The sequence below is a fragment of the Kordiimonas sp. genome (assembly GCF_048260245.1).
GTDB lineage: Bacteria > Pseudomonadota > Alphaproteobacteria > Sphingomonadales > Kordiimonadaceae > Kordiimonas.
Genome location: NZ_JBLXGZ010000025.1, coordinates 12,184 through 26,619, shown reverse-complemented (window position 1 = coordinate 26,619; position 14,436 = coordinate 12,184). Strand labels below are relative to the sequence as shown.

11 protein-coding genes are annotated in these 14,436 nt (G+C 57.4%); all 11 read left to right on the top strand.

The genetic code is table 11. The features are described 5' to 3' along the window. Nucleotides 1–105: 105 nt before the first annotated feature. Entirely contained in the window at nt 106–660 is a 555-nt protein-coding gene (locus ACN0VM_RS12720) for a DUF6438 domain-containing protein (RefSeq protein WP_417451262.1), read from the top strand. A 224-nt stretch (nt 661–884) separates the two neighbouring features. Beyond that, nucleotides 885–2,000, top strand: a complete 1,116-nt coding sequence (locus ACN0VM_RS12715) for a calcium-binding protein (protein WP_417451261.1) — start codon at nt 885–887, stop codon at nt 1,998–2,000. Between the two features lie 263 nt (nt 2,001–2,263). After that, a complete protein-coding gene (locus ACN0VM_RS12710; protein WP_417451260.1) occupies nt 2,264–4,927 on the top strand; it encodes a M10 family metallopeptidase in 2,664 nt (887 codons plus the stop codon). 187 nt (nt 4,928–5,114) lie between these two features. After that, nucleotides 5,115–5,843, top strand: a complete 729-nt coding sequence (locus tag ACN0VM_RS12705; RefSeq protein WP_417451259.1) for a 4'-phosphopantetheinyl transferase family protein — start codon at nt 5,115–5,117, stop codon at nt 5,841–5,843. A 110-nt stretch (nt 5,844–5,953) separates the two neighbouring features. Next, entirely contained in the window at nt 5,954–6,781 is an 828-nt protein-coding gene (locus ACN0VM_RS12700) for a flagellin (protein WP_417451258.1), read from the top strand. A gap of 106 nt (nt 6,782–6,887) precedes the next feature. Beyond that, on the top strand, nt 6,888–7,730 hold the full coding sequence (kdsA, locus tag ACN0VM_RS12695) for a 3-deoxy-8-phosphooctulonate synthase (protein ID WP_417451257.1): 843 nt from the start codon (nt 6,888–6,890) through the stop codon (nt 7,728–7,730). Nucleotides 7,731–7,733: 3 nt separating this feature from the next. Next, nucleotides 7,734–8,246: a KdsC family phosphatase gene (locus tag ACN0VM_RS12690; protein ID WP_417451256.1), complete on the top strand. Its 513-nt coding sequence runs from the start codon at nt 7,734–7,736 to the stop codon at nt 8,244–8,246. Next, on the top strand, nt 8,243–9,001 hold the full coding sequence (gene kdsB / locus ACN0VM_RS12685; protein WP_417451255.1) for a 3-deoxy-manno-octulosonate cytidylyltransferase: 759 nt from the start codon (nt 8,243–8,245) through the stop codon (nt 8,999–9,001). The genes ACN0VM_RS12690 and kdsB overlap by 4 nt, the downstream gene beginning before the upstream one ends. Beyond that, a complete protein-coding gene (locus ACN0VM_RS12680; RefSeq protein ID WP_417451254.1) occupies nt 8,998–11,067 on the top strand; it encodes a capsular polysaccharide biosynthesis protein in 2,070 nt (689 codons plus the stop codon). Before kdsB ends, ACN0VM_RS12680 begins: the two co-directional genes overlap by 4 nt. Before the next feature lie 150 nt (nt 11,068–11,217). Then, on the top strand, nt 11,218–12,378 hold the full coding sequence (locus tag ACN0VM_RS12675; protein ID WP_417451253.1) for a tetratricopeptide repeat protein: 1,161 nt from the start codon (nt 11,218–11,220) through the stop codon (nt 12,376–12,378). A gap of 117 nt (nt 12,379–12,495) precedes the next feature. Continuing rightward, complete coding sequence (locus ACN0VM_RS12670; RefSeq protein ID WP_417451252.1) at nt 12,496–14,421, top strand: polysaccharide pyruvyl transferase family protein; 1,926 nt, start codon at nt 12,496–12,498, stop codon at nt 14,419–14,421. Nucleotides 14,422–14,436: the final 15 nt, after the last annotated feature.

Here is a 14,436-nt window from a genome sequence, read left to right as displayed (position 1 = left end):
GTTCGCTGCCTCCCTTTTTTTAAGCTTTAGGTGGGGGGCGCAAAAACGGTAGATATGCTTGGTGTCTTGCCGCACAATGCACGCCGGTTCACCATAGGAGATTCCATGAAACGACAGCGCCGCCTGTTTTCATCTTTTGCATTATGTCTGCTTTTTGTTGTCGCGGCCTGTGGCGGTGGCGCTGGGGTGGATGGTGATGCCAGTGAAACACCGACGCGGGACCCAAGCCCGATGGATTATGTGAAAATCAGCGAGGGGCCATGTTTTGGTACCTGTCCTGTCTACGATTTCACCCTGAAGGGTGATGGGCAGGTGGTCTTTCACGGCAACCGTTTTTCCCAGGTCAGCGGGCAGCGTTTGAGCAGCCGTAGCGTCGGGCTGTTCCTTGACGCGCTTGAAACACTCAAGGCGCATGATTTTGAGAAACTCGCGGGCGTGTACGACCGGTCAACCTGTAAAATGGCAGCTACCGACCACCCGACCATTGAGTTGGTCGTAAAAAGCGCAGATGTGAACGGGACACTGCATTGGTATACGGGGTGCCGGGGACTGGATGAGCGAATCAAGCTTGAACGCATGGTTGATGAACTTCGGCGCATTCTGGATGTCGAGGAGTTTATCGGCACAGACGAAGATCGTGCAAAGATGCGGCGGCGTTGAAAATCAGGCGTCTTTAAACGCGGCTTTTTTATACGCACAAGCCCTCGCATTTATACGCACAAGCCCTCGCAGTTGCTGTGGGGGCTTTTTTTTGATTCAAACCCTGTTTTTACGGCGTATTTCTGACGCGGGCGTTCATTTTCGGTTCAGCCACGGGCGGCGATAACTCTTTCATACCCGGATTGAAGCGGATTGACAGAGAAAACCGTCAGGAGGATCGAAGAATGGCTTTCTATAACATTGTGGACGGAAGAGTTGTGTTTAACGGATCGGGCGAACATAGCTATTTCAGTTCGCTGGCAAGTGACGACTTTCTGCTCGGTGGCGGTGGTGATGATACATTGATGGGATCCGGCGGCGACGACTTCATCGTCGGTGGTGGCATGGATGATGGATATTATTATGACATCGACTGGTATGGTGATGATAACTTCTTCGCAGCCGTAGTGCCGGACTGGTCGCATCATGAAGGGGCTGACCTTCTGATCGGCGGTGCGGGCGATGACACCATCGTCGGCGGCGGTTGGGACGATAGCCTCGTTGACGATAATGGCCGGTTTGACTTGGGCGAAGAGGTGTCTGCCGATGTTTCGGTATATTCGGTGATCGGGCCGCACCTGTCTGAAAATGTTATCTGGGCCGGCAGTGGCGATGACCTTGTCGTGGGCGGGAATGTGGCTGATACCATTGGTGGTGGCTGGGGCCACGATGACCTTTACGGTAAGCGCGGAGATGATGTGCTTTATGGCGGCCACGGTGATGACATCATCGATGGTGGTGCCGGCTATGACACCCTGTGGGGCGGCGCGGGCTATGACGACTTGTATGGCGGCTCTGGCGACGACCGTATGGGTGGTGGCGACGGGTTTGATATTCTCTATGGCGATGGTGGGTACGACACCCTCTACGCGGGCAGCGGCGCCGATATTGCCGTAGGCGGCTCGGGCGATGATGTCCTCTATGGTGGTTCGGGCAACGACACCCTTTGGGGTGATGGTAACGATCAATACGGCCATGACATCATCTTTGGCGGCCATGGTGATGACGATATCACGGGGGGCGCCGGTGACGACATTCTCTATGGCGGCTCAGGCTTCGATTATTTCATTTTTGAGGAAGGCCACGGCGACGACATCATCGAAGATTTTGATGTTCTGTTTGACACGCTTGTGCTCGATGGATTTGGCGACATGGAGGACTTTGAAGACCTCACCTATTATTCCTACGAAACCAACGTGGGCGGAACCCACGGTCTAATGATTGAGACAACAGCGAGTGATAGCATATTCCTGACCGGAATAACCTGGGATGATCTCTATGGCATGGACGTGATTTTCTAAAATCGCGCAAGCCCCGGATAAGGGGCATGGTCATCCCCCTCAAGAGCAACTGACGCCGCCTTCGGGCGGCGGTTTTTTTGTAGGGTATCGCTGTGAATGCAGCAAAACGATTCGGCCTAATTTTTTTCGAGCTTGGCAAGGCTTTGTAAAGACAAGAGACTGTAGTTTCTTGATAGGGAGGCTGGCTATTGGCCAGCCTCAGGGAACAGGGCCCGGCAGTGGCATGCCGTAAATGGGCATGACTTCGACGGTAAGGATGCGCGGTGGTAGACATTCCAAATAATACTGGCACGACAGCAACGCTGTCTTTTGGTGGCAGCTTCAGCGGCGATATTGAGACTGTCGGTGATGAGGATTGGGTAGCTGTTACCTTGCAGGCGGGTACAACCTATGCCATCCAGATGCTGGGCGCCTCCGTCGGGCAGGGTAGTCTGGTCGATCCCTTTATCAAAGGCCTGTACAGTGCAAGCGGCACCTCGCTTGACCGCGCGGACGACGACGGTGCCGGTGGTCGCAACAGCCAGCTTGTCTTCACCCCCGACGCAAGCGGTACGTATTATGTCTCGGCTGGTGGCTGGGAAAGTGAGACCGGTACCTACACCATGACCTTGCAGGAATACGAAGCCGATACGCCGACGGTAACGTCGCGTGCGGTGGTTGAGCAGGTTGGCCTCTCAGGCGATGACGCGGTTGACAGCTTGCTCACGCTGTTTGGGTACCAGAATGTGGAAGGTGCAGACACAACGCATATAACCTTCAGTATTCCCGGGGCTGGCAGCCTGTGGTCAACCGAGGACGGATCAGGCTACGGCGCAGAGGATGGTGACGGGGAGCCCTGGAATGACATCACCTATCTGACCACGGCGGAGCAGGTTTTGTTCCGTGATGCGCTTGAGCAGGTTGAAAGCTTTGCCGCGGTGACCTTCGATGAGGTTGAAGAGACCGGCAACGCGGCGGGCACTATCCGCATTGCCTGGACTGGCCTGCCGGATGAAACCGCGGCGGCATGGGCCTACACTCCTTCAGGGTCGGCCAAGGCGGGCGACATCTGGCTGGTGTCGGAAAATCAGTCCACCGGCGGTGTCGGCTCATACTTCCACAGTGTCCTTCTGCATGAACTTGGCCATGCGCTTGGCCTGAAGCATCCCTTCGATGACGATGGCTCTGGTGTTCTTCTGTCATCTCAGTATGACGGCAACGACTATACTGTTATGTCGTATAATACCATTGCCGGTAACGAAAACATTGTCGGGGCGTCGTTGTCTCCGACCACGTTCATGTATCTGGATATTCTCGCGCTACAACATATTTACGGTGCGATCGAGACAGAAGCAGGCAATACCACATACGGCTTTCTATCCGGCAGCCAATATTATGAAACGATCTGGGATACAGGCGGGACGGATACTTATAACGCATCGGGTATCTCGATAGGCCTCACCCTGGACCTGACACCGGGTAGCTGGAGCGATGTTGGCACAACGATCACACTCTATGGCTCCAGCCGGAATTTCACGCAAACATATACCGTCTACACTCCGCCCGAAGTGGTGATTGAAAATGCAGTTGGCGGCGCGGGGGCTGACCGGCTGGTGGGCAATGATGCCGACAACCAGCTCACCGGAGGTGGTGGCGCCGACAGTTTTGTCTTCTCCCCAGATTGGGGAGATGATGTCATCACAGATTTCCGTGTTGGCACAGACCGGATTGATCTTTCAGACACCAGTTCAACCTTTTCCAGCCTCAGTATCTCTGGTAGCAGCAACGCGGTTATTGCTGACAACAGCGGCAACACGATTACCCTGATGGGGGTTTCAGCAGCAAGCTTGACGGCCGGTAGTTTTATCGATGGGCAAGCAGACGCTGCAGCCGCGACGCCCAGTGCGGACACGCTTGCGGGCACGTCGGGCGCTGACGTGGTTGACGCGCTCGCGGGGGATGACCTTGTGCGCGCTGGTGACGGTAATGATAACGTCACCGGCGGTGCGGGTGCCGACAGCATATACGGCGACGCTGGCAATGATTTCCTGCGGGGCGGTGACGGCAATGATGCTGTTGCAGCTGGTGACGGCAATGACGACATTTACGCAGCCGGTGACGGCGACGACACCATGCGCGGTGATGACGGCAATGACGTTATCGGTGGTGGCTCAGGCGATGATATCCTGATTGGCGACGGTACAGATGCTCAGGTGTTTAGCTTCAGTACTTTGGGTGCGCGCGGCGGCAATATCTTGTTCGGCGGTACGGGCGATGACACGCTGGTAGGCTCATCTTGGGATGACGACGGCGACGGTCTTGTAGAAACCGGTGAGATCGTGACGTCGGCATCCGACGGCAATCACACGATTTGGGCCGGCGACGGCGACGACCTTGTTTTTGGTGGCGGTGCGGGCGACATCCTTGGCGGCGGTGTGGGCAGTGATGCTGTCTATGCTGGTGCTGGGAATGATGTCGTCTTTGGCGGCAAGGGCGCGGCAGGTGTGTCGGCTGATACGGTTGATGGCGGGTCGGGCAATGACGAGGTATACGGCGGCGCGGGCGATGATGTTATCGACGGCAGCTCAGGCAATGATGCGCTTTATGGCGGCACCGACGATGATGTTATCAGCGCAGGCTCGGGCAATGATGAAATTTATGGCGGCACGGGCGATGACACCCTTTCGGGGGGCACCGGCAGCGATCAGTTCTATTTCGCCAGCGGGCACGGTGATGATGTTGTGGAGGATTTCAGCGTGGTAATCGATACCCTCGGCCTTGCCAATACCACCACTGACTTCACCAGCGCGGCAGATGTAACCGGGGCGGCCAGCAGCGCGGCCGTCGGCGGCGAAAGCGGCGTGATGATCAATACCGGCGGTGGGGACAGTATCTTCCTCGTCGGATTGTCTCTCAGTGACCTGGCGGCTGTCGATTACGTTTTCTGATTCAGCCCGTCGGGCATAACACAGCACACCAGCACCCCGCTCTTACCGGCGGGGTTTTTGCGTTGTGCGAAGGACAAGTGCTTGTGCCTTGGCAAGCATCGGCTTTCTATGGCAGAATTAAAATACAGGGTAGCAAGTACAGGCATTTCAACTATAGGCATTTATGGCAGAAGATGCTGAAATACAGGTGGAAAAAGTAGTCCTCAGGGTCCGGGCGGCAGATGCGTCTCTTTCAGGGCAGGAGGTCTTGTCAGCGGCGGAGCATGCGCGGCTGGCAGGCATGCATGAAGGTGCGCGTCCTGCGTTTGTCACCGCCCGGTGCATGCTGCGGGCATCGCTTGGTGCGCATATGGGCTTGCTGCCCGGTGCGGTGCCGCTGTCGCAGCAAGGTGCCGGACGCGTGCGCATTGAGGGCTTTGCCGATGATGAGCCACCTTTTTTCTCTGTCTCGCACACCGGCGCGGCCGAAGCTGGTATTTCCGCTGTTGCTGTGTCGCAGTCCACGCCTATCGGCATCGATATCCAGCAGCTTGACCCAAGCGTTGATTGGCGACGGGTGGCCGAACGCCGCTTCCCTGCAGAAGACTGGGCGCTGCTTCGGAACATGTCAGACGAAATTGGCCGTATGTTGTTTTTCACCCTGTGGTCGATCCGTGAAGCTTTCGTGAAAATGGAGGACGGCAAGCTGATGCCGTACCTGCGCAACATACGCGTGGACCTTGCCGCGCGCCCACCCAAGTTGGCAGCGCCGACCCCTGCCGGACGCGAGGACGCGATGATCTATTTTCACTTTGTGCCCGAACACCAGCTAATGATTGCTCTTGTGGCGGCGCAACGGATCGAGGTTGACCTTGACCGTGACATACAGCCCATGGAAAGGCGGCCCGATCCGCTTTTAAACCGCCTGCAAGCATGAAATAGCCCGGATAAACGCCGTCGCACTGACGTTTCCCGCTTCTGTCCAACCGTCAACCTGTGGTATAAACATATCAGTTCACAGTTATTGTGTAACAGGGCAGAAGCCACATGAGCTTTTCCGTTAATACAAATGCGAGCGCGTTTCTTGCGCTACAGAACCTGCACAAGACCAACAAGGATCTGGCGCGGGTGCAAACCCGCATCAACACCGGGCTGAAGGTGTCATCCGCCAAGGATGATGCGGCGACCTATGCCATTGCACAAACATTGCGCGGTGATGTGGCGGGGTTGGGCGCGGTTTCAAACTCGCTCAAGCGGGCGGGCTCGTCGCTTGACGTCGCCATCGCAGCGGCGGAGGCGGTGTCGGACCTGCTGATCGAGATGAAGGAAAAGGCGGTTGCCGCCAAGGACAGCGGGCTTGATACCGCCAGCCGTCAGTCGCTCAGCCGGGACTTTGCCCAGTTGCGGGACCAGATTACGTCCATTATTGAGAATGCCGAGTTTAACGGCGTGAATGCGGTGAAGGCGAACGGGCGCGACATCAGTGCCATCACCGACCCGACGGCCAGCAAAACGCTGAATATCGCGGCGCAAGACCTGTCGCTGGGCGGGGCCAATGTGGCCATTAGTGCCGGGCAGACCATTGACACAGTGGCCTTTGCCTCACTGGCGGTGGACCAATTGACGGCGGCGATCGATAATGTGAACGCGTCACTTTCGACCCTTGGAGCAGGCGCCAAACGGCTTGAAATCCAGCAGTCATTTGTTGCCAAACTGTCAGGCACCATTGAGGTGGGCATCGGAAACCTTGTCGACGCAGACCTCGCCAAAGAAGCTGCCAACTTGCAGGCCTTGCAGGTGAAACAGCAGCTTGGCCTGCAGGCGCTGTCGATCGCGAACCAAAGCCCGTCGTCCATCCTGTCACTGTTCAGGTAAAAAGCACTTCATACAGTGGCTTTCGCTGTGATCACACCCTTGCGCTTTTGTGCGGGGCGGGGTAGCCATGGCTATGTTTTGAATATAACAATCTGTGAGGAAGTTCATGGTTCGCTCTGTTACCATTGGCAACAAAATCAGCGTCGCGAATAATGCGCCTTTTGTCTTGTTTGGTGGCATGAATGTGCTGGAAAGCCGCGACCTTGCTTTTGAAGTGGCAGCGCATTTTGCTGAGGTTACGGCAAAGCTTGGTATCCCTTATGTTTTCAAGGCGTCGTTTGATAAGGCGAACCGTTCCAGCGTACACAGTTTCCGCGGGCCAGGGCTCGACCGGGGGCTTGAACTGCTGGCGGATCTCAAGGCCAAATTCTCCGTGCCGGTCATCACCGACGTGCACGAACCGCATCAGGCGTCAGCTGCCGCCGAGGTGGCCGATGTGATCCAACTCCCTGCTTTCCTGGCACGCCAGACGGACCTCGTGAGCGCAATGGCAGCCACAGACGCCGTGGTGAATGTGAAAAAGCCGCAGTTCCTCGCGCCCGAAGAAATGCGTCACATTATCAAGAAATTCGCTGAAAGCGGCAAAACGGATGTCATGCTGTGCGAACGCGGCAGTTGCTTTGGCTATAATAACCTGATTGTCGACATGCTGGGGATGGATGTGATGAAAACCATGGCCCCCGTGGTGTTTGACGCGACCCACGCGCTGCAGCGCCCCGGCGGTCAACTTGACAGCGCAGGCGGGCGGCGCGAGCAGGCGGCAGCGCTGGCACGCGCCGGCATGGCGCTGGGTATTGCAGGGCTGTTTATCGAGGCACACCCCAACCCGGATGAGGCGCTCTGTGACGGGCCATGTGCCCTGCCGCTTGGCAAACTTGAGGCGTATCTCAGCCAGATGAAATCCATCGACGACCTGACAAAAAGCTTCACCCCTCTGGTGACGGAGTAGATTATGCCGGTACGGCTGTTAGCGCTGGATGTAGACGGGGTGCTGACCGACGGCACGTTATATTACACTGCCCACGGTGAAGAGATGAAAGCTTTCCACGCCCACGACGGGCTGGGGCTGAAACTTCTGCACAAACTGGGGGTAGAGGTTGCGGTGATTTCCGGCCGCAAAAGTGCAGCACTTGAAAAACGCCTCGACGACCTTGGCATCACTCACCGGCGCTTGCGCTGCGCCGACAAGGTGACAGCGCTGGCCGAACTGGCCGCAGAGCTTGCCCTGCCGCTGGAGGATGTGGCCTTTATGGGTGATGACCTCATTGATATGGGGGCCATGCAGGCATCGGGTTACGCGCTGGCGCCGGGTAACGCGGTTGAGGCTGTGAAAGCCATTGCCGATTATGTCAGCCCGCATAGCGGTGGGCAGGGCGCGGTGCGTGACGCGTGTGAGCATCTTGCGGGCAAGCTTGGCAGCAGCTTGCGCGCCGCGATGGAAGGCGAAACAGGATTGGCGCAATGAAGGTTGTTATTCCGGCGCGTTATGCTTCAACCCGGCTTCCAGGTAAGCCGCTTGCCGATATCGCCGGCAGGCCGATGATTACCCACGTTTGGGACCGCGCGGTGGAGGCCCTTGGCCCGGATCATGTTTTTGTGGCGGCCGACGATGAACGCATTTTGGCGGCCATGCAGGCGTACGGAGCGCGCGAGGGGCAAGTGGTGATGACGCGGGCCGACCATGCTTCCGGCACGGACCGTATTGCCGAAGTGGCAAGCCAGCTTGGCTGGGCTGATGATGAGATTGTGGTCAACGTGCAGGGCGACGAGCCTCTGTTGCCACCGTCGCTGATCGCGGTGGTGGGTGAGTGTCTGGCGGTCGATAGCGGGGCTGCGATGGCAACGGCGAGCACGCGCATTCATTCAAGCGCGGATGTGCTGAACCCCAACATTGTAAAAGTAGTAACAGATGCGCAGGGCTTTGCGCATTATTTCTCCCGCAGCGCTATTCCGCACTACCGGGACAGTGACGTGCCTGATGTGGAGGCGCATGCCTACCAGCGCCATATTGGTATTTATGCTTACCGGGTGACGACCTTGAAGCGGCTGACCGAGCTTCCGCCCGCCCCCACGGAAGCGCTGGAGGCGCTTGAGCAGTTGCGCGCTCTCTATAACGGGTTGCCTATCAAGGTGGCCGAGGTTGCTGAGGCTCCGCCTCACGGTGTGGACACACCTGCCGATCTTGAAAAAGTTCGAAGGCTGATGAAGGCGCTGGTATGAGCGGCGAACAAAAAAGAGCGCCGCGTGCGCTGACAACCTCAAACGGTATCGCGAACGGCCCCGGCATGACTGCCTTGTTGGGGCGTCCGGTGAAGCGGGGGCTCAAGGGCGCGCGCGAGGAGGACGTTGTCGTTGGTTGGGGTCAGAAGGAAAACACCGAAGCCGCGCGGATGTTTGCTAAAAAGCAGGGGCTTGAATACTGGCGGCTTGAAGATGGCTTTCTGGGCTATCTGAACCACCCCAGCCGGGACAAGCGGCGGCTTTCGCTTGTTGTGGACAAAAGCGGTATTTATTATGATGCGCATACGCCCAGCGACCTTGAGGCGCTTCTGAACCGTGATGACTGGATCACACCGGAACTGATCGTCCGTGCTCGCGCCGCGATGGCGCGTATCCGCCGCTGGCGTATCTCAAAGTATAATCACGCACCGTTTGACCTGTCCCCGGCACTTGAGGAAAAACTGGCAGCTTTCAAAGGGCCGAAGGTGTTGCTGGTCGACCAGACCCTGGGCGATAAATCCATCATGCACGGCATGGCGTCCGATGCCATGTTTGGCGAGATGCTGGAAACTGCGCTCGAGGAAAACCCCACTGCGCTGGTGATTGTGAAAATTCATCCCGATGTTCTGGCCGGTACCAAAAAAGGCCATTTCGATGTGGAACGCACTTATGACCGGGTGCTGTTTGTGGCCGACGATGTTGCGCCGATCGCACTCATTGAACGGGTGGACCATGTCTATGTGGTAACGTCCCAGATGGGTCTTGAAGGCCTGATAGCGGGTAAGAAGGTAAGCTGTTTTGGCTTGCCGTTTTACGCGGGTTGGGGGCTGACCCATGACCGGCAGCTTTGTGAGGCCCGCATCGCAAACCGCACGCTGGAGGAATTGTTCGCCGCTGCCTTCATATTATACAGCCGCTATGTTGACCCCTTTAGCGGGGAACGGGTGGAGATGGAACGCATTCTCGACCTGCTGGTTGCCGAACGGCAGATGCAGCGCCCGCGCGGCAAGCGCGCGGTGGCTGTCGGGTTCTCTTTCTGGAAACGCAAGTTTGTTGCCCGTTTTTTTGGTGAAGGCGTGGAACAGGTGGTTTACATCAAACCCGCTGATGTGGCGAAATTCTCCTTCGGTGCAGACGACTGTATCGTAACGTGGGGGCGCAAGTTTGATAGCCAACTGGCAGACGCGCCGGGGCATATTCCGGTCTGGCGCATGGAAGACGGTTTCCTGCGGTCGGTCGGCCTTGGGTCTGATCTCCGGCGTCCGGCGTCACTGGTGCTTGACCGCCGCGGTATTTATTATGATGCCACGCGCGCGAGCGACCTTGAGCATTTTCTCGCCAGCCACACCTTTGATGAGTATGAACTGGCCCGCGGTGCAGCGCTGCGCCGCGCCATTCTTGAGGCACGTGTCAGCAAGTATAATGTCGGTGAACGCGGCGGGCTGGACTTTCGCGCAAAGGCCGAAGGCCGCGCTGTTATTCTCGTGCCGGGGCAGGTGGAAGGCGACGCGTCGCTGGCTTACGGCTCCCCCGATATCAAAACCAACGCTGCCCTGCTTGAGGCTGTGCGCGCGGAAAACCCGACCGCCTATATCGTCTTCAAACCACACCCTGATGTGGTGAGCGGTAACCGTGAAGGCGCTGTAGACAAGCTGGTCCTTGATCATTGCGCTGACGAAATAATTGTCACGGCTGATATCATCGACTGCCTTGAGGCGGTGGATGAGGTGCATACTATGACCAGCCTGACCGGATTTGAGGCCCTGCTGCGGGGGGTGCGGGTTACCACGTACGGCATGCCGTTTTATGCCGGATGGGGCCTGAGCAAAGACCAGCGGGGCACGATGCCGCGCCGTGGCAAGCAGGTACCGCTGGACGGCATGGTCTACGGTTTGCTTTGTGTCTATGGGCGCTATGTCAGGTGGCCTGATGGTTGCTCGGTCTCCCCTGAAGCTTTGGTGGAGGCTATCCGCGCTGAAGCACAGCAGGAAGGTGGTGTGAAACCGTCAAAACTGCGCAGCATGGGGCGAAAGGTACGGTATCTGGGCGAAGCCCTGTTTGGCTGAGCCAATGTAAAATGGCGGTGGTGCCGGGTGGCTTTTCAGGCGTGCCTTGCGTCGCACCAGGTATCTAAATCGGGTTAAAATGATTGGCGCTCTTGCCCTTGCGTAAAGTTGCCGCCATAAACAGCGCGATTTTGTTCGGGAGAGTGAGCGATGCTGATTATTGGATATCATGTGGCTAAAACGGGTGGTACGACCGTTATGCACCATATCCAGACCCACCTGGGACCAGACGCCTATTTTGGCTACGGTCAGCACCCCGCATCAGACCGCTTCTTCAGTGGCAAGCCGCTTTGGGAAGAATTGACGGCGGAGGAACGCGCGCCGGTTCGTTTCGTGTTCGGACATCACGTCAACGATTATATTCTGGCGGGACTATCGGGAGAAAAGCCTGCGCTTTTTACCGTGCTGCGTGATCCTTATACGCATTTTGTATCGCAGTATAAATACCATCTGACCGTCATTCGCGGGCAGGGGCAGCATATCGGCGCGCGTGATTATTTCGCCAAATGGCAGGAAAACCGTGTGTCGGGCGAGCTGTGCAAGTTCTTTTCCGGCCTGTACCCCGACGCTGACGCCCCGGTGAGCGAGGAAAAAATCACGCATATTTTGCGGCAGTTCCGCTTTTTGTGTGCGACAGAAAAGCTGACAGAACATTCCGCGCCTATTTCCCGGCTGCTGGATATTCCGCCAGTTGAGGGCAGGCACAGGGTTTCCAAAAACCAGGCCGACCTTGAGGGCTTAAGCCCTGAAGAAGTGTATGAGCGGTGCCCGCTTGATCACAAGATGCACGCCGCTTTGCTTGAAGGCGCCGGCCCTGAGGGCAAGGATGGCCCGCTTGCGTATGACGATGCATTGTTTCAAGCCAGTCTTGATCGGTTGAGCGGCACCCATACCAAGGCGGCACAGGTGCGGATGGCATATGAGCGACTGGCGCATTTCTTCCGTCACAACGATCTGATTGAGGCTGCGCAGCTGCATCTCGCGCTCAGTAAACGCAGCGACCCAAGTTATACGCCTATCGTCAAGTCTACCCCGCTGCCAAAGCACCAGAGTATGAAGTTGGCCGTGGCACGATCCGAGAAGGCGAAAGCCGACGTATATGCGCGCCACAGGTACCCGTTGCTGGCCCGTGCCTGTTTTGAGAAGGCCATCACGCTAAATGAAAATTATATTGACGCCTATGTCGGCCTTGCCAATGTGCTGGCACGGCAGGGCCACGTGGCTAAAGCACGCGACGCGGCACAGCACGCGCTGAGCCTCGACGGCAATAACCACGGGGCGTTGCGCTTCCTCAGGCAGCACGGCGCGTGAAGGCTGCGGCCTGAAACCTTCCTGTCACAATGGGTCACTAGTTTAACTGGTTCAATGTCCATCGGATAACCGCGAGGCGGTGTCGCGGCACGTAACCACATTGAACTGGCTGGCTATATGAAACGCATACTCTTTCACCCGGCGAATTTCGGCGTCGCGACGAACAATGCGGCGCTAAGGCACAAGGCTTCCCTACCGCTTAGGGCGTCGGGGTCACTTGCTGCGCTCAAATGCGAGATCAGGGCCACCACCCTCAATGTGGGGAATATCGTGCACAATGAAGCGGTGGCAAAATCTTTCGAGATAGACCGAACCCGAAGTTGCCTGTCGTCAATCGAGCACCTGTATGTCACGGAATATCGGGGAAAACGCCAGGATTTTCGGGCGGCCATTCAGGCAAATTTCGATGCCGTGGTGTTTTCATATGCCAATATGATCTCGCCGCCCGCGCCCGGTCGGGCAGATGCCCAGCAGCGCCATATGGAGCGGTTGTGTGAGGTCGTGGACGCCCTGCCAGTTCCTGTCTATGTTTTTGGAATGGGCATGCAGGAGGCACTTGACAGCGAAGACCGGCTTGTGCCTGCGATGCGTGATTTGCTGCGCCTGTTTGATAAAAAGGCCACCATATTCGGGGTGCGCGGGGACGAGACAGAGGCATTCCTGCATAATATGGGTTGCACAAACGCGGTGGCCCTCGGCTGCCCCAGCCTCTATGTCTACCCCGGCAATATTCTGAAAACCCAACCGCGGAAGGTCAAAAAGCGGGACCGTCTGCTGACGGCCGGATATCTGGGGCTGCGGAATTTGCGTGGATACCAGCCGGAGCGGGTCGAGTTTTTGCGCGCGCTCGCGTCCAGGTATACCGTCAACTATGTCTTCCAGAACGACATATACAGTTATCATGAACTGGGTGATGTCGCTGGCCTGTATGACGACGCCACGGGCCGCTGTGACGCAGCGGCTATATCGCTTTACATGCAGGCCTGCGGGGTAGCCCCCATACCGTTTGAAGGCATGTGGCATTTCCGCGATGCGCGTTCGTGGCGACAGCTCGCCGAAGCCCATGACTGTTATTTTGGCGATCGCTTCCATGGCGGCGTGGTGGCGCTGCAGGCATCCCGACCGTCCCTGTTTGTCTACAAGGACCTGAGAGTGCGGGAATTGACCAACCATTTTGGTATCCCGAATGTCGCGCTGGAGGACGTCCGGGCCGATAATCTGAAGCCCTTGCTGCGGTCGGCATTTTCAAAGGAACGCACTGAAGAGATGCGAGACCGGTATGCAGACAGGTTGCGGGAATATCGCGCCATTACCGCCAAAGCTGGGCTGTCCCTGACCAGCGACGGGGTGATGCCAAGCGGCACATCCTTCCGGGGTGAATGGCGGGTCCTGATCAGCCGCGTGGCGCATGCGGCGGTAAAGACGCGCCCGCACACGGGCAAAACCGGGACGCCGGAGCGGCTGATGAAGCGGCAGGGAGGGAGTGATGCACTGAGGTCCGATGCAAAAATCACTGCGGCTATCACGCTTTTTGACCGAAAGCCGGCAAGTGTCATGACGCTTGAGCTGGTGCTTAGGGCGCTGTTGGAGGGCAAGCGGCTAAACGCGGCTGACAAGTGCCTGAACGCTTTTCTGGATGAGGCCGGTACGGACGTAATGCGTTTTGACAGCGACGCCTGTTTTCGCGTAGCGAACCTGTTTCACACCCAGCAACGGCAAAAAACGGCGCAGCGCCTGATGGATCATTTGTTCAGCAGAAAGAACCAGTGGCCGGAAAACTATGTGCGGCTTTACGCCAATATTTTGCTGGCGGATGGGCAACCGGAAGCCGCATCAGTGTTGCTGGCACGGCAGATCAACGACGGTGAAGCCGGGCCTGCAACCATGTTCCAGCAGGCCCGTGCATCGCTGGCGACAGGGCATGCCAGAGACGCGCTTCAGCATGCGGAAGCCGCGCTGGCCAACCAGCCAAATGACGCGCTTCACGGGCGTATCCTGCAGCTGAAGGCCAAGGCGGAAAGCATAGCAAAAGGTGCGGCTTAAGCCGGGAGGCAGGCA